This window comes from Flavobacterium psychrophilum (assembly GCA_001708385.1).
GTDB lineage: Bacteria > Bacteroidota > Bacteroidia > Flavobacteriales > Flavobacteriaceae > Flavobacterium > Flavobacterium psychrophilum_A.
In genome coordinates this window covers 3,349,390-3,373,290 of sequence record CP012388.1, presented here as the reverse complement: position 1 = coordinate 3,373,290, position 23,901 = coordinate 3,349,390, and the positions used below count along the sequence as shown (strand labels likewise).

23 protein-coding genes are annotated in these 23,901 nt (G+C 39.2%); 6 read left to right on the top strand and 17 right to left on the bottom strand.

Annotation, left to right across the window (positions count from 1 at the left end):
- Positions 1 to 2 precede the first annotated feature (2 nt).
- The 3 genes from ALW18_14905 (at position 3) to ALW18_14895 (ending at position 3,497) form a co-directional block, all read left to right on the top strand.
- A complete protein-coding gene (locus ALW18_14905) occupies positions 3 to 1,505 on the top strand; it encodes a hypothetical protein (protein ID AOE53692.1) in 1,503 nt (500 codons plus the stop codon).
- A 197-nt stretch (positions 1,506 to 1,702) separates the two neighbouring features.
- Entirely contained in the window at positions 1,703 to 3,031 is a 1,329-nt protein-coding gene (locus tag ALW18_14900; GenBank protein AOE53691.1) for a ribosomal protein S12 methylthiotransferase, read from the top strand.
- Between the two features lie 79 nt (positions 3,032 to 3,110).
- Positions 3,111 to 3,497, top strand: a complete 387-nt coding sequence (locus ALW18_14895; protein AOE53690.1) for a hypothetical protein — start codon at positions 3,111 to 3,113, stop codon at positions 3,495 to 3,497.
- An 11-nt stretch (positions 3,498 to 3,508) separates the two neighbouring features.
- Here ALW18_14895 and ALW18_14890 read toward each other — a convergent pair whose 3' ends face one another.
- The gene (locus ALW18_14890) at positions 3,509 to 5,728 is read right to left on the bottom strand and encodes a Fe-S oxidoreductase (protein AOE53689.1); all 2,220 of its coding nucleotides are present in this window, start codon (positions 5,726 to 5,728) and stop codon (positions 3,509 to 3,511) included.
- A gap of 238 nt (positions 5,729 to 5,966) precedes the next feature.
- Here ALW18_14890 and ALW18_14885 point away from each other — a divergent pair, with 238 nt between their 5' ends.
- Both ALW18_14885 and ALW18_14880 read left to right on the top strand, forming a co-directional pair.
- Positions 5,967 to 7,556 (top strand): hypothetical protein, encoded by a 1,590-nt coding sequence (locus tag ALW18_14885; GenBank protein AOE53688.1) that lies wholly within the window; start codon positions 5,967 to 5,969, stop codon positions 7,554 to 7,556.
- Positions 7,557 to 7,696: 140 nt separating this feature from the next.
- Positions 7,697 to 8,116, top strand: a complete 420-nt coding sequence (locus ALW18_14880) for a nucleoside diphosphate kinase (GenBank protein AOE53687.1) — start codon at positions 7,697 to 7,699, stop codon at positions 8,114 to 8,116.
- 49 nt (positions 8,117 to 8,165) lie between these two features.
- On the opposite strand, the gene ALW18_14875 is transcribed toward ALW18_14880, so the two are convergent.
- From ALW18_14875 to ALW18_14810, 14 genes are all read right to left on the bottom strand, one after another.
- Positions 8,166 to 8,462: an RNA-binding protein gene (locus ALW18_14875; GenBank protein AOE53686.1), complete on the bottom strand. Its 297-nt coding sequence runs from the start codon at positions 8,460 to 8,462 to the stop codon at positions 8,166 to 8,168.
- Between the two features lie 3 nt (positions 8,463 to 8,465).
- On the bottom strand, positions 8,466 to 8,885 hold the full coding sequence (locus tag ALW18_14870; GenBank protein ID AOE54436.1) for a hypothetical protein: 420 nt from the start codon (positions 8,883 to 8,885) through the stop codon (positions 8,466 to 8,468).
- A gap of 154 nt (positions 8,886 to 9,039) precedes the next feature.
- Positions 9,040 to 10,218 carry a hypothetical protein gene (locus ALW18_14865; GenBank protein AOE53685.1) on the bottom strand — a complete coding sequence of 393 codons (1,179 nt, stop codon included), beginning with the start codon at positions 10,216 to 10,218 and terminating at the stop codon, positions 9,040 to 9,042.
- Between the two features lie 155 nt (positions 10,219 to 10,373).
- Positions 10,374 to 11,327, bottom strand: coding sequence for a cell division protein FtsY (locus ALW18_14860; GenBank protein AOE53684.1), 954 nt, complete (start codon positions 11,325 to 11,327; stop codon positions 10,374 to 10,376).
- Between the two features lie 94 nt (positions 11,328 to 11,421).
- A complete protein-coding gene (locus ALW18_14855; protein ID AOE53683.1) occupies positions 11,422 to 11,574 on the bottom strand; it encodes a hypothetical protein in 153 nt (50 codons plus the stop codon).
- 9 nt (positions 11,575 to 11,583) lie between these two features.
- A complete protein-coding gene (locus tag ALW18_14850; GenBank protein AOE53682.1) occupies positions 11,584 to 11,766 on the bottom strand; it encodes a 50S ribosomal protein L33 in 183 nt (60 codons plus the stop codon).
- Positions 11,767 to 11,794: 28 nt separating this feature from the next.
- Positions 11,795 to 12,031 carry a 50S ribosomal protein L28 gene (locus ALW18_14845; protein ID AOE53681.1) on the bottom strand — a complete coding sequence of 79 codons (237 nt, stop codon included), beginning with the start codon at positions 12,029 to 12,031 and terminating at the stop codon, positions 11,795 to 11,797.
- A 79-nt stretch (positions 12,032 to 12,110) separates the two neighbouring features.
- Positions 12,111 to 13,358, bottom strand: a complete 1,248-nt coding sequence (locus tag ALW18_14840) for a damage-inducible protein CinA (protein ID AOE53680.1) — start codon at positions 13,356 to 13,358, stop codon at positions 12,111 to 12,113.
- A 3-nt stretch (positions 13,359 to 13,361) separates the two neighbouring features.
- Positions 13,362 to 13,706, bottom strand: a complete 345-nt coding sequence (locus ALW18_14835; protein AOE53679.1) for a histidine kinase — start codon at positions 13,704 to 13,706, stop codon at positions 13,362 to 13,364.
- Positions 13,706 to 14,317, bottom strand: a complete 612-nt coding sequence (locus tag ALW18_14830; GenBank protein AOE53678.1) for a 2-hydroxyhepta-2,4-diene-1,7-dioate isomerase — start codon at positions 14,315 to 14,317, stop codon at positions 13,706 to 13,708. The genes ALW18_14835 and ALW18_14830 overlap by 1 nt, the downstream gene beginning before the upstream one ends.
- A 19-nt stretch (positions 14,318 to 14,336) precedes the next feature.
- Positions 14,337 to 15,113, bottom strand: coding sequence for a DNA polymerase III subunit epsilon (locus tag ALW18_14825; protein ID AOE53677.1), 777 nt, complete (start codon positions 15,111 to 15,113; stop codon positions 14,337 to 14,339).
- A 111-nt stretch (positions 15,114 to 15,224) separates the two neighbouring features.
- Positions 15,225 to 15,875: a hypothetical protein gene (locus tag ALW18_14820; GenBank protein ID AOE53676.1), complete on the bottom strand. Its 651-nt coding sequence runs from the start codon at positions 15,873 to 15,875 to the stop codon at positions 15,225 to 15,227.
- Positions 15,876 to 15,957: 82 nt separating this feature from the next.
- A complete protein-coding gene (locus ALW18_14815) occupies positions 15,958 to 17,382 on the bottom strand; it encodes an RNA 2',3'-cyclic phosphate--5'-hydroxyl ligase (protein ID AOE53675.1) in 1,425 nt (474 codons plus the stop codon).
- A 987-nt stretch (positions 17,383 to 18,369) separates the two neighbouring features.
- On the bottom strand, positions 18,370 to 19,887 hold the full coding sequence (locus ALW18_14810) for a ribonucleoprotein (GenBank protein AOE53674.1): 1,518 nt from the start codon (positions 19,885 to 19,887) through the stop codon (positions 18,370 to 18,372).
- Between the two features lie 281 nt (positions 19,888 to 20,168).
- Between ALW18_14810 and ALW18_14805 the strand changes: the two genes are divergently transcribed.
- Positions 20,169 to 21,194, top strand: a complete 1,026-nt coding sequence (locus ALW18_14805; protein AOE53673.1) for a transcriptional regulator — start codon at positions 20,169 to 20,171, stop codon at positions 21,192 to 21,194.
- A gap of 57 nt (positions 21,195 to 21,251) precedes the next feature.
- Here the strand turns inward: ALW18_14805 and ALW18_14800 are convergent, their stop codons facing one another.
- Positions 21,252 to 22,568 (bottom strand): diapophytoene dehydrogenase, encoded by a 1,317-nt coding sequence (locus tag ALW18_14800; GenBank protein AOE53672.1) that lies wholly within the window; start codon positions 22,566 to 22,568, stop codon positions 21,252 to 21,254.
- A 111-nt stretch (positions 22,569 to 22,679) separates the two neighbouring features.
- The gene (locus ALW18_14795; GenBank protein ID AOE53671.1) at positions 22,680 to 23,828 is read right to left on the bottom strand and encodes a glycosyl transferase family 2; all 1,149 of its coding nucleotides are present in this window, start codon (positions 23,826 to 23,828) and stop codon (positions 22,680 to 22,682) included.
- Positions 23,829 to 23,901: the final 73 nt, after the last annotated feature.

The window sequence follows — 23,901 nt, the reverse complement described above, 5'->3', positions numbered from 1 at the left end:
CTATGAAAAAATACATACTAAGCGCTGCCCTACTTTTTGCAGCAACTACAATATATGCACAGGAAGCACTTAATACTGCCGACAATGCAATGCGATACAGCACAAACAATTTAACAGGCACTGCCCGTTTTAGGGCTATGAGTGGTGCTTTTGGCGCTGTAGGCGGAGATCTTTCTGCCATTAGCGTAAACCCGGCAGGCTCTGCAATATTTAATTACAATTCTGGAACTGCATCCTTATCCAGCTATAACATTAGTAATAGCGCTATACTTGGCGGCACGATAACAAAAAAGAACGATAACAGCCTTGACCTTAACCAGCTTGGTGCCGTTTTTGTTTTTAGCAACAGCAACCCGGATGCTGTTATGAGAAAGTTCACACTGGGCTTTAACTACGAAAATACCAATAGCTTTCACAATACGGTATATAGTACCGGAATTACATCTAACAGTATAGACCGTTATTTTCTGCGTTTTGCTAACGGTGCTGGCGAAGGCGCCGTACCTCTTAGCACATTGCAAACCGGCAATTACGATAATTTTAATTTTAATCAGCAACAGGCATCCCTGGGCTACGAGGCATTTATCATCAATCCAAATTCAACAGGAGGATACGATAGCAATGTACCCGATACCGGACGTTACTACAAAGAGAGCTATAGCACTTCTACAGGATACAATGGCAAAGTAGCCCTTAACTTTGGTACTCAACTTAAAGACCGCCTGTTTCTGGGTGCAAACTTAAATATTCATTTTACCGATTATATACAAACGAGTTCGCTTTACGAAGATCCTGACGCTAATGTAATGGATGGTCAGCTTGGTTCGGTGCAATTTGATAATGAACTATATACCTATGGGGGTGGATTCTCATTTAACTTAGGTGCTATTTATAAAATTACCGATGCATTTCGTATTGGTGCCGCTTATGAATCGCCTACATGGATGAGGCTTCAGAATGAGATTACCCAACGTATCAATTCTTATTGCCCTGACTGTGTAAGCGGACAGGACTATTTTGGTTTTGACCCGGGAATTGCTTACACTTTTGACGATTACACAGTGAAAACACCATCTAAATGGACAGGCAGCCTTGCTTATATATTTGGCACTAATGCACTTTTAAGTGTAGACTACAGTATTAAAGATTACAGCAATACAAAATATACAGGATCACGATACAGCGCTGCAAATGCCGAACTTAGCAGTACACTTGATGTTGCCAGCGAACTTAGAGTTGGTTTTGAGTACCGAATTAAACAGGTAAGCCTTAGAGGCGGTTACCGTTTTGAACAAAGTCCATACAAAAACGGAACAACCGTTGGCGACCTCAATGGTGCCACAGGCGGTATCGGATTTGCATTTCCGGGATCAAGGCTGGACCTTGCGTATTCATGGTACCAACGTAAATATGATACGCAATTGCTACCGGCAGGCTATACAGATCCGGCAAGTATAAAAAGCACTAACAATAATGTTACGCTTTCATACACGATAGACCTTTAAACTTTTTCATCTTGCTTTTATAAAAGAAAAGCCTTCTTTATTTATTAAAGAAGGCTTTTTCGATATTTAAACAGGCACATTTAAGTAAGATTGTTTATAAACTACAGTGTTTTACAGCCAATAACCTAAACTTGACACCTTAAAACCCCATACAAATTAAAATAATTGCGTAATTTTGCACTCCAATTTTCAACTACATGAGAACCAAATCGTTAAAGAAGAATAAGATCAATGTAATAACCTTAGGTTGTTCTAAGAACGTGTACGACAGCGAAGTGCTGATGGGACAACTTAAAGCAAGCGGTAAAGATGTAACCCATGAAGCGCCAGCGCATGAAGAGGGTAACATCATAGTAATCAACACCTGCGGTTTTATTGACAATGCAAAGGAAGAGTCGGTAAACATGATATTGAATTATGTTGACAAGAAAGAACAAGGCCTTGTAGACAAGGTTTTTGTTACCGGATGTCTTAGTGAGCGTTACAAACCGGATCTTCAAAGAGAGATTCCGAATGTAGACCAGTATTTTGGTACTACAGAACTTCCGGGACTTCTTAAAGCCCTTGGAGCAGACTATAGGCACGAGCTTCTTGGTGAACGCCTTACCACTACTCCTAAAAATTACGCTTACCTTAAAATTGCAGAAGGTTGCGACCGTCCGTGCAGTTTTTGCGCTATACCGCTTATGCGTGGTAAACACGTTTCTCAGCCAATTGAAAAACTGGTTAAAGAAGCAGAAGGCCTTGCACGTGATGGCGTAAAAGAACTTATACTTATCGCTCAGGATCTTACTTATTATGGCCTTGACCTTTATAAAAAACGTAACCTCGCTGAATTGCTTGAAAACCTTGTTAAGGTAGAAGGCATTGAGTGGATACGCCTTCATTATGCTTTCCCTTCAGGATTCCCGATGGATGTACTGGAACTTATGAAGCGTGAGCCGAAAATCTGTAACTATCTTGATATTCCGTTACAGCATATCAGCGACAGCGTATTAAAGTCAATGCGCCGTGGTACAACTCAGGAAAAAACAACCAGGCTTCTTAAAGAATTCAGGGCAATTGTTCCCGGAATGACAATAAGAACAACACTAATTGTTGGCTACCCGGGTGAAACCGAAGAAGATTTCCTTATACTTAAAAACTGGGTTGAAGAAATGCGTTTTGAGCGTTTAGGATGCTTTACATATTCTCACGAAGAAAACACACATGCTTACCTGCTTGAAGACGATGTACCTGCCGATGTAAAGCAGCAGCGTGCAAATGAGATCATGGAAATACAGTCTCAGATTTCATGGGAACTAAACCAGGAAAAAATAGGCCAGACTTTCCATTGTATTATCGACAGAAAAGAAGGCAGCCACTTTGTAGCCCGTACAGAATTTGACAGCCCGGATGTTGATAACGAAGTTCTGATTGATGCATCTCTTGCTTACCTTAAAACAGGGGAGTTTGTAAACATCAAAATTACAGACGCTACAGAGTTTGACCTTTATGGTGTTCCTGCAGACGTAGCACTTAACTAATATCGAAAAGCTAAAGCCTTAAAATCTTTAGCTTTTTTGCTATAATTTAATTATGTTTGATTTTATTATCTGATAGACTATGAAACTTAAAGCATCGTACCTGATATTATTACTTACCCTTGTATTTACCACAGCCTCAAGCGCACAGGTAGATCGCCGGGTGGGTCGTGAACAATATAAACCCAGCAGAAAAAAAGTAGAAAAAAAGGATTTTGTAGAAACCTCTACAGAGTATCTGGTAAAAGAACTTACACTTGATGACTTTCAGAAAGCCGCAGTAAAAAATATTATTGAGGAGGAAAGGGAAAACATTACTAACCTCAACCAGGCACAAGGCATAACAGCAGACGAAAGACGAGACCGTGCCCTTGCTATTTCTAACAGACTGTATACAAAAATTACACCGCTGCTTTCTAAAACACAGGCAGAAAAATATACAAAAATGGAGGAAGAGAAAAAGTTCTAACTTCTTTTAACCTACAATACCAAAAGCCCGTATTCACGTAAAGTGTTTACGGGTTTACTATACCATAGCAGTTCAAAATCTTCCAGGCCGGCATCTTCATAATGCAGTTTTGCCTGCGCAAAAGTAGTAACTAATTTTTCAGCTACTGCCGCCTTTTCTAAAAATGAAGTAAGCCACTCGCCCTGCTCCTGCGAAACCTGGATAGTAAAACTTTCTTTCTTGTCATGAAATGTAAGCGAAGCCATCTCAAAACTCCTGCCCTTTTTATTTTTTGTGAAATAGGAAACAGCAGGCTTATGCCCTGTCCACACTATTTTAGCGGTAGGTTTTGTAGCAAAGCTATCATCTTCCTGAAGCACGTTAAAAATATAGTCGTCGGGCACTTTGGTACGCGGCACTTTAAATTCGAACCAGTCCTGCAACGGATAATCGAAACAAATGCCGTGCATATAGTTAAATAGTGATTTCTTTAACCCAAAGCTAAACTTATCATGATTGGTTCCGGTATTATCTATGTGCACAATATCGTTATTGGCAAAGCTGCCAATAGCATCTGTTTCTTTAAGCACACCAAATTTTTCAGGATACATACCCACAGGGCTGTGAGCCGTCATAGCAAACTGATGCCAGAAACCGGATTGTAAAATACCTGTTTCAAACATCTGACGCACCATCTCTAACGAATCGATAGTTTCCTGCGCCGTTTGCGTGGGGAATCCATACATAAGATAAGCATGTACCATAACGCCTGCTTCGGTAAAGTTACGCGTTACACGTGCCACCTGAGCTACCGTTACACCCTTCTGTATAAGATCCAACAACCTGTCTGACGCAACTTCAAGTCCGCCCGAAACAGCAATACATCCCGAAGCTTTTAGCAGTTTACAAAGATCTGCCGTAAAACTTTTCTCAAAGCGAATGTTGGTCCACCATGTTACCGCAAGATTTCGGCGAAGAATTTCCAATGCCATTTCACGCATCAATGCGGGAGGCGCGGCTTCATCTACAAAATGAAAACCATTCTGCCCCGTCTGAGCTATAAGTTCTTCCATACGGTCGCACAAAAGGCGTGCAGCCAGAGGTTCGTATATTTTTATATAATCAAGTGAGATATCGCAAAAGGTACATTTTCCCCAGTAACAGCCGTGCGCCATGGTAAGTTTATTCCATCTTCCATCGCTCCACATACGGTGCATGGGATTTACTATCTCTATTACCGAAATGTAATTATCCAGCAGTAAATCAGAATAGTCAGGAGTACCAACATCAGACTGTTTGTAATCTCTGCATCCTGAATTATCAACATATTGAACTTTTCCATCAACCAGGGCAAACGTACGCTTCAGCTGATCGATACTCCTTTTTCCTTCAATATATTCAATAAGGCATTCAACAGGTGCTTCGCCATCATCTAACGTAATAAAGTCGAAAAACTCCATTACACGTGCATCGCTCAATGACCGCAATTCGGTATTGGGAAACCCGCCACCCATTGTGATCTTAACACCCGGAAAATGTTGTTTTATGTATTGTGCACTTCTAAAAGCTGCATATAAATTCCCCGGAAAAGGGACAGAAAATCCAACTACGGTTGGCTGCACTTCCAGCATTCGCTGATGTAAAAGGTCAAGCAGCAATTCATCAATGTAAGTGTATGGCTGCTGAAGACTTTCATATAATTCATCGAACGAGTTTGCCGAACGTCCTAGTCGTTCTGCGTAGCGGCTAAAGCCAAAATGCGGATCGATGCATTCTACAATAAGATCTGATATATCTTCAAGGTACAGCGTAGCAAAATGCTTTGCCTTATCCTGCGTACCCATAGATCCAAATGCCCAGTCAAGCTCTTCCAGTTGAGCAAAGCGCGATGCCTCGGGAAGAAAATCTTCACTGCATATTAAATGCGAAAGCGTTGGGTTTTTCCCCTGAAGGAAAAGGATAACAGGATCTATCGTTTTAAGATATTCATCTTTTAGTGCTATAATACGCTGCGAATTGTCACTTAACGGCTGTTGGTTGTCCGTCAACAATTGTCGGTTTAATTCAATCCTGTTGAACAAATCTACAAGCCCCTGTTTTGAGAACAATTTTAATATTACTTCAATACCAAGATCGGCCTGAAATGAGGCTATGTTTTTGGTGTTGAGAAACCCCTTAAGATATGCAGTACCCGGATATGGGGTATTAAGCTGTGTAAAAGGAGGTGTTATTAAAAAAGCTTTGGTATTCAAAACGTGAGGAATTAAGTGTACAAAAATAAGGCATATTTTCGGGATTTACACTGAGAAGATAGTCTGAGTATATTCATTAAAATATATTCAGGTAAGCCGCCAGAGAAAATCACTAGAGAAACAGGTAACACTGATACACAAAACATAACACACTAAACCATCTGATGTATTTCATATGTCATTAAAAATGACATTCAACCGCTTTTTTCCGTAATTTTACAGCAAAATTCATATTGCAATGCCATCAGACTGTATCAGCTTCCAGAGTTCAGGATATTTTACCCCGCTTATAAACGACTACCTTAACCAGAAAGATACGCTGAAGCCACTGTACCATCGATTTCCAACTGTAGACAACTTTAAACTACAGATGGATGAAAAGCGCGAAAATTACAATCCGCAGTATCGGGACACCTTAGTAAGTGTGCTTACAAAGCAATATAAAAACATTAATACATCGGCATATACCCAGCAGAATATTAAACTGCTTGCAGAGCCTGAAACCTTTACTGTAACTACCGGCCATCAGCTAAATTTATTTACGGGTCCGCTTTACTTTTTGTACAAGATCGTTTCTGCTATTAACCTAAGCAGGGAATTAAAAGATGCTTATCCAGGTCAGGATTTTATACCTGTTTATTGGATGGCCACGGAAGACCACGATTTTGAAGAGATAAATTATTTTACTTTTCGCAATAAAAAAATAAAATGGCCACGCGAAAGCACCGGCCCTGTAGGACGACTATCTACCGAAGGGCTCGAGGCGGTACTTGGTGTTTTTGCTAAAGAACTTGGCCCAGGTGCTAATGCTGCATGGCTTAAAGATCTTTTCGAAAAAGCCTACCTTAATCATAACAATCTTGCAGATGCTACCCGCTACCTTGCAAACGAGATTTTCGGAACAGAAGGTCTTGTGATTATTGATGCAGATGATGCTCAGCTTAAATCAATTTTTGCACCTCATGTAAAAGAGGAATTATTACATCAGACATCGCACCAGAAAGTAGCCGAAACCGCAACCCTGTTAAAAGAATATAACGTTCAGGTTAATCCGAGGGATATAAACCTGTTCTATATAGAAGATACTATAAGGGAACGTATCATTCTTCAGGAAGGGATTTACTACGTTAATAACACCGAACTGAAATTTTCACAGTCTGAAATTTTAGCACTGCTGGAATCAAATCCGGAAAAATTCAGTCCCAATGTAATTATGCGTCCGCTATACCAGGAAGTTATACTTCCTAACCTTTGCTATATTGGCGGAGGGGGCGAATTGGCCTACTGGCTGGAACTAAAATCGCATTTTAATGCTGCGAATGTAACTTTCCCTATATTATTGCTGCGTAACTCGGTATTGATCGCCACACAAAAGCAGGCCGATAAACTTGACAAACTCGGACTTACATGGACTGATATGTTTTCGAAACAACAGTACCTGCTAAATAAAAAAATACAATCCTTCTCTGAATTTAAGCTTGATTTTTCTGAGCAAAAAGAGTTTCTAAAGAAACAGTTTGAAAACCTAAATGCTATAGCCGTAAAAACAGACGCTTCATTTACAGGTGCCGTAAAAGCACAGGAATTAAAACAGCTTAAAGGCCTTGAAAATTTAGAGAAAAGACTCCTAAAAGCGGAGAAACGCAGCCATACCGAACAGTTGGAACGTATAACACAAATTCAGAATGAGCTTTTCCCCGGATTAAGCTTACAGGAACGTAAAGCCAATTTTTCTGAATTCTACCTAGAGTTTGACGGTAAATTATTGGCCGAATTATTCAGGCAGCTAGAACCGTTGGAGCATAAATTCAATGTAATTATACTATAAATATTAAGACAAGGGATAGCATACACTAGACCAACGACTACAGTATTTATATTGTACCCCTAAAAATCCGATAAAGAAACCTTAAAAGTTATCGTTATTAGCTAAAATCTACTACTTTTGCACCAAATTTAAAAAAGACAATGGCAACAAACAGGACTTTCACAATGATTAAACCGGATGCAGTTGAAAACGGGCATATCGGTGGTATTTTAGCAATGATAGCTGATGCAGGTTTCAAAATCGTATCACTAAAACTTACTCAACTTACTGTAGCTGACGCTCAGGCATTTTACGCTGTGCACAGCGCAAGACCTTTCTACGGAGAACTTGTAGAATTTATGTCAAGAGGCCCTATCGTAGCTGCAATCCTTGAAAAAGAAAATGCAGTTGAAGAATTCAGAACTCTAATCGGAGCTACTAACCCTGCTGATGCAGCTGAAGGTACAATCCGTAAAAAATATGCTAAATCAATTGGTGAGAACGCAGTTCACGGTTCTGACAGTGATGAGAATGCAGCTATTGAAGGTGCTTTCCATTTTGCAGGAAGAGAGCAGTTCTAATCAGGAACCCAATATTATAAGAAAAGCCGCTGAAACAGCGGCTTTTTTATTATCGTAACACTATGTTTTTTACAACTTCGCGTTTTAGTTCATCATTTATCATGGCTATTATCTTAGCTTTCCCAAGAGTAAGCTCTTCGCGCAATACCGAAGATGTTAACTCTACATACAGCGTATTGTTTCTTAGCATAATTTCGCGAGTGTAGTTGTTTACACCATTACCCATTAGGTTTTTCCATGCCTCGCGCACGTCTAGTTTATCCATACCTTCCTGAAGGCGGTTTGCCTGCATAAACTGTTTAAGCACATCGCCTATTGGCTGCTCTTCATTAAATCGTTTCGCCATTTTTTATTTGATACTGAAAGGTTGTGGTTTTTTATAATGATACTCTATATCATGCTGGTTTTTTACAACCAGTTCTTTATCATCAAGCTCTAAAACCTCTTCTTGCCATTTGGCGTACTCTGTCGTATAACTAAGATATATTTTGCCTTCTTTCTTAACGACTGCAATTTTTTCAGAAAGGTCGTTTACCCTGTAGGTACCGTCAAACTGGGGCATTACTTTTTTTCGAAACCCTTCATTTCTTTTTAGTTCGAAATAGTCAATAGTTGGGTTTACTTTGTATTCTTTTTTAGTCCCGTCAGCCATAACGGCTTCTTCAATCTCCCAGTAACCATTCAACTTAGGAAGATCTTCGTCAGAAACACTATGTCCGCAAGACAGGGCGAAAAACAATACAAAAAACAAAACTTCAATATGCTTCATACTATAAAGGTTAATTCCAATTGCAAATTTAGGCATTAAAACTGTGCCAATTTTATAATAAAGCGACAAACTAACTCCTAATTTCAATAGCCATTATAATGCATTCATAACTCATTAAAAAACAAATGCAGTGATTATTAGTCACTGCATTTTATTAGTTAAAGTAGTAGCTTAAATTAATTCCAAGCCTACTAATCTGGGTCTTATAAGGTGTTAATGCATCATCAAGATAATCCCTGTTCGTTTCATAACGCAGTGCTATGCCGTATGTTTTATTGTAAACATAACCCACACCTGCACCTACACAAAATGCAGCCCCTAATTTTACTGTTTCGCTTTCTCCATCATAATTAGTACCGGTACCGTTAGAAATAACAACTTTTTTATTAATGTCTGCCATTGGTATACTTATACCAAATCCTACATCTGCAAAAACTTTATGCCTGTCAAGTGTCACAAAATTATACCGTGGCCCAAAAAAGAAATTAAGTGCTGCACCATCAATTTCATATTTACTATTTACAACATTAAAACTTTGGGCATTGACAGCATTAATGGTGTTTGAAATGCTTTCATACTCGACCCTGAAAAATAACGAAGCCTTTTCGGAAGGAAAGGTATACATAGCTTCCGCTCCTACGCTATACGTTAGTTTAGTATTTTCACCAACTTCAGGAGTTTCATTATTAAGTCCAAATTTCTGATTATAAAGTCCTGCAAATGCACTATAATGAAACTCTGACTCTTTATGTGTACCATTAAAAAACTCTTCGGCAACACCACCCTGACAGATATTATTTTCTTTTACAATATCAGAAAGCTGTTTTCTGTAATATACAACATTAGCGAAGTAGTCTGCAGAATTCGCCTTACAGTTTACAAGCGTATATAATTGTTGTCTGAACATAGTATTATCGCCTACGGCACCGTTATCTAGTAAGTACTTTTTATAGATCAGCTGTTCAGGTTCTGGATTGTCTTTGGTCTTGATAAAAAACTTGGTGTTATAATCTTTCGTATAAGAATAAAGACTTGTTTTACCTGTAATTACAACACTCAAAAAAAGTGTTTCAGCTTTCATTTGAGGATTTTTGTCTTTTGTATTTGATAGAGAAACATCAACCTGAACAAGATGCTTTTCGAATTTAAATTCATTACCAACACCGTATTCCTTTATAGCATCAGCAGACATTTTAATATAACCCGATTTAGAAGATCGCTTAAACTCCAGAGAAGATATATCATTGAAGTCTCCTTGTTTAAAATACCCATCTACTTTATTTCCGTCATAAGTAATATAATACCCTTTTACATCCTGCGCGAAAGACTGCATCGTCAAAAGGAGCAGCGATAATACACTAAAAAATCTCATAAATTTGGTTTGATTAATTTGAAACAAATATAGAAATATCCTTACTAATCAAATCTAAATTTTACTTACAAAAAAAGCCACGCAATGCATGGCTTTCAATTATAAAATAAAGAGCTTTACTTAAAGAAAGAGTCTACAAATTCATATTTGTTAAATACCTGAAGATCTTCAATACCTTCACCTACGCCAATGTATTTTACAGGTATCTGGAACTGGTCTGAAATACCTATTACCACACCACCTTTAGCAGTACCATCAAGTTTAGTAACCGCCAGGCATGATACCTCTGTAGCTGCTGTAAACTGCTTAGCCTGCTCAAAAGCATTTTGCCCGGTAGATCCATCAAGAACAAGTAACACATCGTGAGGAGCGTCGTCTATCACTTTCTGCATTACCCTTTTTACTTTGGTAAGTTCATTCATAAGATTAACCTTATTATGAAGACGTCCGGCAGTATCTATAATAACTACATCGGCATTCTGACTTACAGCACTCTGTAAGGTATCAAATGCGACAGATGCAGGGTCGCTACCCATTTGCTGTCTTACAATAGGCACACCTACCCTGTCTGCCCAAACCTGAAGCTGGTCAATCGCCGCAGCCCTAAAGGTATCGGCAGCACCAAGTACCACATTGTGTCCGGCTTTTTTAAACTGATATGCAAGCTTGCCAATAGTTGTAGTTTTACCAACACCATTAACACCTACTACCATAAGTACGTAAGGTTTTTTGTTCGCCGGAACTTCAAAGTCAGAAGCATCGCCGCTGTTGGTTTCAGATAGTAACCCGGCAATTTCGTCCCTTAAAATCTGGTTAAGCTCATCGGTACCCAGGTATTTATCGTTCGCCACACGGGCTTCAATACGCTGAATAATTTTAAGTGTAGTATTTACACCAACATCTGATGATACAAGTATTTCTTCAAGGTTATCAAGAACCTCATCATCTACTTTAGATTTTCCGGCTACCGCCTTTGAAAGTTTAGAAAAGAATGATGTCTTTGTTTTTTCAAGTCCCTTATCCAGGGTTTCTTTCTTTTCTGAAGAAAATATTTTTTTAAAAAAATTCATAGTAACAGTTGTAATTTTTTCCCATGTAAATATAGAAAATAAAAAAGCTACTTCCGTAAACCGAAAGTAGCTTTTCTATATATTATGGTAGATATTATTTCTTCTTAAGAAATCCATCTACTTCTTCAGGAGCCATAACGCTTTCAACGAAAGTATAAGCTCCAGATTTTGGAGATTTTACCATCTTGATAGCTTTAGTTAACCTTTTTGAAGATGTCTGTAACGATGCTACGGTTTTCTTTGCCATGACTAATGATTATTTAATTTCTTTATGTACAGTCACTCTTTTAAGAACCGGATTAAATTTTTTAATCTCAAGTCTGTCCGGAGTGTTCTTTTTGTTTTTAGTAGTAATGTACCTTGAAGTTCCTGCAACACCAGAAGCTTTATGCTCAGTACACTCTAAAATCACCTGGATTCTATTACCTTTCTTTGCCATCTTGCTATATATTTATTGGTAAGACTTATTATTTAATAAATCCGTTAGCTTTAGCTTCTTTCAAAACTGCTGCAATACCGTTTTTGTTAATTGTCTTGATAGTAGAAGCGGCTACTCTAAGTGTGATCCACCTATCTTCTTCAGGAAGATAAAAACGCTTCTTCACTAAGTTTACACTAAACTTCCTTTTAGTTTTGTTCATTGCGTGGGAAACATTATTTCCAACCATCGCTCTTTTACCGGTAAGGGCACAAACTCTTGACATTATTTCTCGCTTTTATATCGTTATTCAAAATCAGGGTGCAAAGAAAAGAAAAATAAAACTATTACACAAACTTAATTAATTAGTTTTTTAAAATTTCCTGATAAATTTTCTCAAGAGCCTTATTAGCAGCCCTCTCGATAACCTTTTCACGGGGCTGACCCAGATCTAACTTTTCGCTAAACACCCCTTTTGGGGTTGCAACACCTATATAAACGGTACCAACCTCAACCGCAGAATCACCTTTAAGCGGCCCTGCATTTCCTGTAGTAGAAACCGCATAATCCGACCCAAAAATGGTCTTTGCCCTTAGTGCCATATTTTCGGCAACCTGTGCACTAACTACACTAAAAACATCTATTAACTGCTGTTCTACCTTAAGTATATTTACTTTTGCATCTGTAGCATACGTAACTGCACTACCTTTAAAATAGGCCGAAGATCCCGCTACAGATGTTATCATCTGTGCAATTTTACCCCCTGTACAGCTTTCTGCCGCAGCAAGGGTTTTACCCTTTTGCTTTAATAACCTACCTAAAACAACCTCAATCGTTTCATCTTCATCAAAGCCAACAATAATGTCGCCAATAATATCCTTAAGTTTAAGTGCTTCGACATCAATGGTATCTTTAAGAAACTGCTCATCTTCTCCCCTGGCACTCAGGCGAAGCCTTACACGGCCCGGATTGGGTAGGTAAGCCAGTTTTATGAATGCAGGGAGATTGTTCTCCCAGTCTTCTATACGTTCGGCAACAAGGCTCTCCCCTTGTCCGTGCGTAATTATCGTTTTATGAAGTATATACGGCCTTTCGTATTTTTCTACAAATTGCGGAATGATCTCGTTATCTACAAGGTATTTCATTTCATACGGCACTCCCGGTAACGAAATAAACGCCGTATCACCGCGCTCCATCCACATGCCGGGCGCAGTACCTACCGCATTGTGCAGTACTTTTGCTTTAGAAGGCACCAGCGCCTGATCTTTATTCATTTGCGATGCCGGCCTTTTCATTGCCTTCTCTATAAGCTCAATCACATGAGCTTCTATTGCTTCGTCACGCACAAGATGATCATCAAAATATTCGCAGAACGCCACTTTTGTAACATCATCCTTAGTTGGCCCAAGGCCGCCTGTTACAATTACAACATCTACCCTATTCTGAAAATAAGCCAGCGTCTCCAGGATATGCTGCCTTTCATCACTAATAGATCGTGTTTCATGCACGCCAATACCTATCTTGTCCAGTGCCTTAGCTATATAACCGGTATTTGTATCCGTTATCTGGCCAATTAGTATCTCATCGCCTATGGTAACAACCGCTGCTTTCATTATCTAAAGGTCGTAATCTTTTTTAAGTTCCTTAACCGTCTTGCTTATATATTCTTTAAGGCTTTTTACAATATCCTTAATTTCCTTCTTTTTACCTTCGGCGCGGCTCCAGGTTTCCACAGCCACAACATCGTCATACGCCAACGTCATACCCAGTAAATCAAGCGTAGGCTTAATTTTATGGGCTGCATGGTATACTTTATTGTGGTCTTTATCTTTAAGGCCATGTTTAATATTTTTCATCTCGGCAGGCACTTCTTCCAAAAAGAGAGAAACAATCTGCTTAGCAAACTCAACATCATTGTCAGAGATTGCATATACTTTAGATAGGTTGTAGTATAACGCCATTATTTTACCTGTATCCTGAATAGTTTCTTTCCTTCAATAAATCCTTCCAGCACATCTTCAGGGCTAACTTTCGCAACCCCTTCCGGAGTACCTGTAAAAATGATGTCGCCAGTACGCAATGTAAAATATTGCGACACATAAGCTATAATTTCGTCAATCTTCCACAACATGTGCTGTGTATTTCCTGACTGAACCACCGTACTATTACTGGTAAGCTCAAAATTAATATTGTTAAGGTCGGGAAATTCTGTCTTAGACACAAAGTCGCCAACAACAGCCGAACCGTCAAATGCTTTAGCTTTTTCCCACGGCAGACCTTTTTCCTTCAGTTTTGCCTGAAGGTCGCGAGCCGTAAAATCTATACCCAAACCAATCTCGTCGTAATATTTATGGGCAAATTTGGCATCTATATATTTACCTACCTTGTTTATTTTAACCAGCACCTCAACTTCATGATGTACATCGTTAGTAAACTCAGGAATTACAAATGGAAATTGCTTTTGCACAACAGCCGTATCCGGCTTTAAGAAAATAACAGGCTCATCAGGCCTTTCGTTTTGCAGTTCTTCAATGTGCTTAACATAATTCCTGCCAATGCAGATTATCTTCATAGTAAGGGGCAATTAGTATTTAAGCCAATTTATTATTTAATTTTCTTAGTTTGATTGCCGTTAGCACTTTCTTAGTGTACAACGGAAAATCAGCATTCTGAATCCATCCAAAATATCCGGGTTCCTGCTCCAGTACTTTTTCTACCTTGGCACCTTTGTGTTTACCAAATGTAAAAATTTCCTCTCCGTCAGGATCCAGGACAATAAATCCTGCAAAATCTACCGTTTTTTTACGGGTAGTATATTCAGAAAGCAGCTTCATGTCGTTCTCAAGATCGTCGTAACGCTCCAGCTGCGATTTTAAAATTTCGTAAGTAGCGTTAGTATCCGCTTCTGCTGTGTGGGCATTATCCAGGGTTTTACCACAGTAAAACTTATACGCAGCACTTAATGTACGTTCTTCTTTTTTATGGAAGATAGTCTGCACATCTACCGACACCCTGTTTTTCATATCAAAGTCAACACCTGCACGAAGCAGCTCTTCAGCCAATAGCGGAATATCAAACCTGTCAGAGTTATACCCTCCAAGATCTGAATCTTTGATCATGTTATAAATTGTATGCGAAAGCTCTTTGAATGTAGGCTCGTTTACCACTTTATCATCGGTAATACCGTGAAAAGCAGTAGTTGCAGGTGGTATAGGTCTTTCGGGGTTAACCAGCCATGTACAGCTTTCTTTATTGCCATTAGGATAAACCTTTAGTATAGAGATCTCTACAATTCGGTCTCTCGATATATCTGTACCTGTAGTTTCAAGGTCAAAAAAGCAAATAGGTTTATGCAGCTTAAGTTCCATAATGAAATTGTATAATTACAAATATAGTTTGAGTTTATTTTATAAAATAAGATTTCATCTTAAAATATCAGGCAAATCCCGAATGCTTTATTTTTTAACAGAACAGGTATATTATTTACAATCCCACCTAAAATCGGCTGTGTCATAATGTTGTTTTTTGTAATCAAAATGCCACCATTCGTTATTGTATGGTGTAAAACCAGCTCTTTTCATAATGTTTCGCAACACTTTTCTGTTGCGTCTTGCTTCGCGCGAAAGTCCTTCAGCGTCATAATGCGACTTCGCTGTAAAATCGTCAAAGGGCGTACCCATATCCAGCAAATTACCGTTTTCATCTGCCAACGATAAATCTATAGCCTGGCCGCGGTTATGATTCGATCCTTTTCCAGGTGGCGCCACATAACGTGGATCTTTAACAATATCATACATAACCTTTTGGTACCCGTACGGGCGATAACAATCATATATAACCAACGCATAGCCTTTATCTTTCGCTATCTGATTCGCTTCTTCCAGGGCATCAGCAACTTCGGGACGAAGTAAACAACGTGCACAAGGATAGATCTTTTGGTGCATAAAATTAGCCGTATCGGCATAAGCCATCTTATTCTGAATGCCCTGTATTTCAAAATTCACTTCAGCCCATTCTCTTAAAGTATCCTGAACTGTGATTGTTACGCCTTCGCGGAAATACATACCTTTCGGTGAAAACACCGATAAAGCAATGAGACTTATAATAGATAGGAAAGGAATGATTTTCATGAGTGAAGATTGAATTACAAATATAAACATACAGCAACATATAAAAAAGCCGTAGAATTTCCGGCTTACTTTTCAATTCAAATTAATCTTCCCTGCTTCCGTCGTCTGCCATACGCACCAACTTAGGTGTAAATTTAGCCACAACATCTACCAGTTCGATTTGCGATGCCATTACAGCATCAATATTTTTATAGGCCATCGGGGCTTCGTCCCTACCGGCACCGATAAGAGTTACACCATGATCTTTCAGTATCTCGCGCATATCCGCTTTGGTTATGCTTTTTATAGCCTGGGTACGGCTCATCTGCCTTCCGGCACCATGCGAGGCAGAGTTAATAGCATCTGCTTCTCCTTTACCCCTCACTAAAAAACCCGGTGCTGTCATACTTCCCGGAATAATTCCCATAACACCTTTACCTGCTGGAGTAGCACCTTTTCTATGCACTATCACTTCCTCGCCGTTAAGTATTTCTTTCCAGGCAAAGTTATGGTGATTCTCTACTTTAGCTAATATCTGTGCACCAAGAGCCGATTTCATTTTATCATGAATTACCTGATGACAGGCCGAAGCATAATCACCTGCAAGGTTCATAGCTATCCAGTACTCCTGCCCTTCCTGCGAATTCATATCTAAATAAGCCAGGTTCGCAGCCTCTTTAGGAAGTTTGGTAATACTTTTAGCCAGTTTTGTATAATGACCCGCTATGGTCGCCCCGAACCCCCTCGAACCCGAATGCGTAAGCAATGCCACATAACGGCCTTTATCTATATTCAGCACCTCATCTCTTTGTTCAAATTCAATTATACCAAATTCTACAAAGTGATTACCTCCTCCCGACGTACCTAATTGCGACCAGGCTTTATCGTGCAGTTTTTTAATAAAGGGTGCAATATTAAATTCATCCCTGTCGAGCACATCATGTTTTGTCTTGTACTGTCCATGATAACCGTGGCCTGCGCCAAATTTGGTATGCGCAATAAGCTCTCGTTTGTATTTGGCTTCATTCTGTAAAAAATGATGTTCCGGTATATCGTATATAGACAATGCCATCCTGCACCCAATATCTACACCTACACCATAAGGTATAATAGCATTTCTGGTAGCCAGTACCCCACCTATCGGCAAGCCGTATCCCTGGTGGGCATCAGGCATTAAAGCACCTGCTACCGTTACAGGAAGTTTCATTGCCACATCCATCTGGGCCCTGGCACCTTCTTCTATGTGTTCTTTACCGTAAACAGTATAAGAATCTGAAGTTTCTTTTAATGGTATCGTTTCATCTTTTGGCGCATTGGCCTCTACTATCATTGCCGATGCCAATGGTTCTAATACTTCATCGTCCAAAAAATTCTCAGGGTAGTCTTTTACTTTTTTAAAAAGTGCCAGCACTTCTTCCCTCGGCTGATCGTGGTATTTAGAGTTAGCCAGTTTTAAGGCAAGGCCTAATATTCCAGTTTCTTTATAACCGGCGTATAGCAAATCGGTTCCGTTTATTAATGCTTCCATATCTATGGTTTGAAAATTAAAGTTAGTTGGTTTTTATTTTGAATAGGGTTAATTACATATTAAAAAAGAGGCAATAACTGTTAAGTGGAGTTTTTTCTTTGGACGAAGTAACACTAGACAACGGCACTCTTTTAGCATTAAGAGCAATGGCAACAAGCGCTTTTATACTTTCGGGAATTGAACCCGACGAACAACCAAACGAAGTAACGCTTTGTAATACGGCATCTCAATATTTTTACAGGAGCAAAAAACGGGTTGGGAACGGGGCGTGTCTGGCCGGAGTCGAACCGGATAACCTTGCCATATAAAACGACTACGTTATTCCTCCCCTAATGGTGACGAAGTATCCCACTCCTACGGCATCCTGTATTTGGTAAGGCAACAAGCGAAAAGGGATCCGAACACTCCTATCTTCGGGATAAAGTGACGGGATTCGAACCCGCAATGACCAATGGAGTAACCCTTATACACGACACTTACCGGTATATTTTTTATCCTTATCTCCAACCCCTCTCCTAGGAAGAGGGAAAACAAGAACATATTATTTTTATAATCTCCCGCAGCATCCTCCGGCCACGGGAGAATCACCACATTGTAAGGCAACATCTAAAGAAAATGTTTTGCTCTACCAACTGAGCTACATTGCCTAAACCCAGTCAATGATGGGAATCGAACCCACGACACAACGAAGTAACTTTCTTAAACGGCACTTACTAATTTTTATATAAACTCCCGCAACGTCCTGTAGCTGCGGGAGCACCACTTTATATTGTAACAGGGCAAAATTCAAAAAGGGACTGGTTCCTGCTCTAACCAACTGAGCTACATCCCCAATTTAACTGATTTGTGGAGATGGCGGGAATCGAACCCGCGACCCGGGCAATAAAGTGCGAAGTAACCCTTCTCTACGGCACCTGTTATGTTTTTATAAATCCTTACCTCAAGCCCTCCTCCCTATGAAGAAGGGCGCAAAAGAAAATCTTCATCTTATAATTCAATACTGTTTATCTTAGTTAATGCATTGCCTGCATCTTCCACAGCGTATAAAACATCAAATATCTTATCACTCCAGCCCGCTATAAGATATACATCATTTCTACGTATATCCAAAGGCTGCATTCCGTGCCCCGCAAGGTCAAACACATATAATTTGGCGTTTGGCGCAATTGCTTTGTATCGCATCCACGATTTTTCAAACGAGTTAAATACACCACTAGTGTCGTACATCTGCACATCTGTAAACAACATTACTTTATCAGCTTTATGCTTTCTTTGTATAAGGTCTTCCAACACCAGGTAACCGTTTGTAGCATAACCTACTTCACCCTCCCTACGGTAAAATTCCAATACATTAGCAAGCACGTTTCGTTGGGGCATGTTTACTATTTTCCATTTATCGCCAAACATGCCTGTAACTACATTTTTACACTGCGACTGCATAAGCATAGCAAGCATTAAGCCTATATCATACAACTGTACTTTGCTTTTTACCGATACCGGCTGCTGCATAGAACCCGAAACGTCTGCTGCAATTACTACCGATGTATCATAACCGAAACCTTTTATATTTTTGGCGCTATGCATTACAGCATCTTCAAGCGCATTTAATATTGCCGATGTATAACCCGATTTTAATGCTTTTATCTCCCTGTACGCCGAAAGAAAACGGAAAGGCAATTGCTTAGACCCCATAACTGCTTTTTCGTTCGCTATGTAATCGCACACCATTTGTATATGTTTAGCCGAAACCTCAGCTTCAACAATGTTTCTTAAGTTTCTCATTAACGCCATGTAGCCAACCTTCCTGCTCTCAATCAACTCACCCCATTTGGCGGCTACAGCTCTTTTTTTATCTATCGCATTGATAAATTTTGTTTTACCCAATTCAGATAATTCAGTTTCCCACGTGTAAGGTGTCGCCAATGTATCGGCGGCTATTTTATTAAAGATCTCCTGCTGCGTTTCGTCTTTTGCTTTTGGATGCACCAAAAACAAAGCATCCTTCAATTTCACATCCGTAGCACGGTTGTATTTAGCAAACTGGTATTCATCAAACCTGTTAAAGGATACAGCCAAACCTTTTTGTACTTGTTTAGACAATCTGTTTAATTTTTTAGCTTCCGTCCTGCCATTAGCTATTTGATAATAAGAAAGTAACTCGGTTATCTCATCGGCACGCTGAATTACATTGCTCACGGTTTTGCTTACCGTATCGGTACCTTTAGACTGTTTCGCTAACTCAACCGAAAGCACCGTTGGTATAGATCGCAAATACATTTCTGTTCTTGCATATATGGCAAGCTTTGCCACAAATTCTGCATCGCATTTAGCAATAAGCATTTTTATTTTTTCTAGTCTTTCGTTACCCGATTCGTAAAATGAATCATTCAATCCTGTGGTAACCACGGCAGAATATAATTCAAGTTCCGGAGTCATTTTGTATGCCTTAGCACCTTGATGATTTACTGTAACATTGTTTTGCCTGTTTAAAAAATTGAATTTCATAATACAAATCTTAATATGTTATTATCTGTTTGTTGTTCAGGAGAGTAATTATTGTCTCATCCTGACATTGCAAAGATGCATGCACATGTACGCAGTGAAAATGCGTAGTAAAAAAAAGTTTATGAAAAATTTAAAACAATCTATATATCAACAACTTAAATATTAATAAATTTTAAAAATGAATACAATTAAATCTCACTACGCAGATACGCTGCGCAGCTGAGACAATTTTTACTTATTTTTGGCAGGTACTTATTATCAAATAATGCTAAATACGTATCATGGCTACAAATAAGCTTGCGCTGCTGCGCTACAAAACCATAGACGAATGCCTTAGGAACCGCTTTAGAAAGTGGACGCTTGATGATATTATAGAAAAGGTATCGGATGCGCTCTACGAATATGAAGGTATAACCAGCGGTGTAAGTAAACGTACCATTCAGGCAGACATTCAGGTGATGCGTAGTGATAGCCTGGGTTATAACGCACCTATTGTAGTTACCGACAAACGTTTTTACACATACGAAGATGCCACTTACAGTATAACCAAATCGCCCATTAATGATACCGACATGGATAAAATGAAGGAGATAGTGAGTGTACTAAAACAATTAAATGGCTTTAATTATTTTGACGAAATGAGCGAGCTTATCGCCAAGCTAGAAAACAATGTAAATAAGTCGGCTAAAAAGACCAAGAATTACATTCAGTTTGATGATAATAAGCAGCTTAAAGGCATCGAGCATATCAATCCACTCTACCAGGCGATACTCAACAAAACACCTTTACTGATAGAATACCAGTCGTTTAAAGCATTAAAACCCGCCAAAGAAATATACTACCCATACCTGCTTAAAGAGCACCGTAACCGCTGGTTTCTGGTTACCATGCGTAAAAAGAATCCATATATTATGACATTGGCGCTTGACAGGATGGTAGAATTTCAGCCGTTAACCAAAGAGCCTTACGTTGAATATGAAGCCGTAGACTTTGACCGTTATTTTGATGACCTGATAGGTGTTACCAAATCGCAACGCGACAGGGCTATTAAAGTATTACTACAGTTTGATAAGGTTAATGCTCCCTATGTTATTACCAAACCCCTGCATCATTCGCAGCAGGTTTTGAACGACAATGAAGATGGTATCATTATACGTATTGATGTAGTATTGAATTTTGAACTGGAAAAAGAAATACTCGGTTTTGGTGAGTGTGTAAAGGTCTTATCACCTCGAAATCTACAGGCACGAATAAAACGAAGAATAGAAAATGCCGCAAAGCATTATACAGAAAAAGTAAAAGAATAAAAAAAGAGCCTCACAATGTGAGGCTCTTTCCAAAAATATATGTTTGTTGTTTTGTTTTTAGTAATCCCTATTGGCATCAAAGGCTTCAAGGTATTCTGCAACACGCTTAACGAATGATCCTCCAAGGGCACCATCTACCACACGGTGGTCATAGCTGTGCGAAAGGAACATTTTCTGGCGGATTCCGATAAAATCTCCATCAGGTGTTTCGATAACTGCAGGCACTTTCCTGATTGCTCCAAGAGCAAGGATGCCCACCTGCGGCTGGTTGATTATAGGTGTGCCGAATACGCTGCCAAAAGTACCAACGTTAGTTACAGTATACGTGCCACCTTGTGTATCGTCCGGCTTAAGCTTGCCTGCTTTAGCACGGTTACCAAGATCGTTAACTGCTTTTGCCATACCAACAAGGTTTAGCTGATCTGCATTTTTAATAACAGGAACAATTAAGTTTCCGTTAGGCAATGCCGCTGCCATACCAAGGTTTATGTTTTTCTTTTTAATGATATAATCACCATCTACAGAAATATTCATACCCGGGAAGTCTTTAAGCGCTTTGGCTACAGCTTCCATAAATATCGGGGTAAAAGTAAGTTTCTCACCTTCTCTTTTCTCGAATGCAGTTTTAACTTTATCCCTCCACTTTACAATGTTAGTTACATCAACCTCTATAAACGACTGCACATGTGCCGACGTTTGTACCGACTGTACCATGTAACCCGAGATTAGTTTACGCATACGATCCATTTCAACAATCTCATCACCACCGTTAACCGATACCGGAGCCGCTTTAGCTGCTGGCTGGTTATTAGTTGCCGGTTGCTGAACTGCCTGTGGAGCTGCAGCTGGCTGAGTAGCTTGTACAGGCTGGCTTCCACGCGTTTTAATATAATCCAGTATATCATTTTTAGTAACCCTGCCTTCTTTACCTGTACCATTCATGGCTTCAAGTTCTGCAAGAGAGATACCTTCTTCTTTAGCGATGTTTTTTACCAGTGGCGAATAGAATTTTTCTGACTCAGAATAATCTACAGGAGCAGCTACAGTTGCCGCAGCAGCTTCAACAGTTTTTTCTATAGCCTCAACATTCGCAGCAGTAGTTTCTTCCTTCGGAGCATCTACCACAACACCGCCTTCAGTTTCAATATAGGCTATAGTCTGCCCAACCTGAACCACGTCATTAACCTGGAAAAGTACCTCTGTAAGCGTACCCGATACTTCAGACGGCACCTCAGAATCTACTTTATCTGTTGCAATTTCCAATACAGCCTCATCAGCAGCAATGTGGTCGCCAACATTTTTTAACCAATTTGTTATTGTTGCCTCTGCAACACTCTCACCCATTTTGGGTAATTTTAGTTCAAATTTTGCCATATCGATAACCTAAAGGTAAAATTACTATTTCAGTTTGCGAAATTAATAAAAAAAATGAGGCGTTGCCGTTTTTAGTATAATTTTTAGCATACTATATCGTTTTTCTTTTAATCACATTCCATCGAGAAGAATTACCTCTCCCCTGTCATTACTACTGTTACTACCTATAAGATAATCACTACCCTCAGGCCGTATCTTAAAAGTATAACCATTGTTTTTTTGCTGCTCCATAAAGGTAATACATTCTTTAAAGCTTAGTAGCTCATTATCAAATATAACCTCTGCTTTCTTATTTTTTAGCGATAGTACATTAGCAATCTGCGTAGTCCTAATTACACTTTTACCAAGTCGCTGCTGAATAGCCTCACGAAGTTTTTCATTATCCGAAACCAGAATATAGTGCTGAGGCACATACACAGGTATAACTTTGTTTTTCTTAGCTACTGCAAAGAAGAACGTTCCTATTTTCATAAGAAGATCAAATTGGGGTGATTTCCTAAAATGCTTATTATAAAAAAACTGCATAGCTTCTCTAAAGCGTTTCATATAAGCACCGTCTTTAACCGTACTTTCTCCCTTATAATGTATTACGGCACTTCCGGCAAAATAATAATTGCGTAACCCTTTTTTAAGCACTGTATATGAAAGATCTATATCATCACTATACATAAAGCAATCTTCATCAAATCCACCTACTGAAAGATATACTTCGCGTTTCATTACCATAAAGGCACCTACAAGTATATCTACTTTCCCACTTTGATTTTCATTAAGATGCTGTGCATAATAACGGTTAAATATCTCGCGCCTCGGCAGAAGCTTATATAAACCGCCAATTTTGGTAAAAGCGACCCACGGTGTAGGCACTCCCCTTTTACTTTCGGGTAAAAAATGGCCACGACCATCAACTAGTTTTATACCGGATATTCCAAAATCTTTTTGATCTCCGGCAAATTCCAGGATACTTGAAAAAGTGTCTTCTGCAATAACGGTATCGGGATTTAAAATACAGATATATTCACCTTTTGCGGCAGCTACACCAATATTATTACCCTTTGGAAAGCCTGTATTCTCTGTGTTTTCTATAAGCGCAATTTCAGGAAAACGATCCTTCATCATTGCACAGCTGTCGTCTTTAGAATTGTTATCTACTACAATTATCTCAGCCTCAATATTTTTAATAGCGTGCTGTACACTAAGTACGCACTGCTCTAAAAAGTAGCGGACATTGTAATTGAGTATGATTACGGACAACTGCATTTGGCAAAGATAGAAGAATTTGCGAATTTCAAAAATCTTAAGCCAAAAGCCTGGCAAAAAATAAGATTTCGGC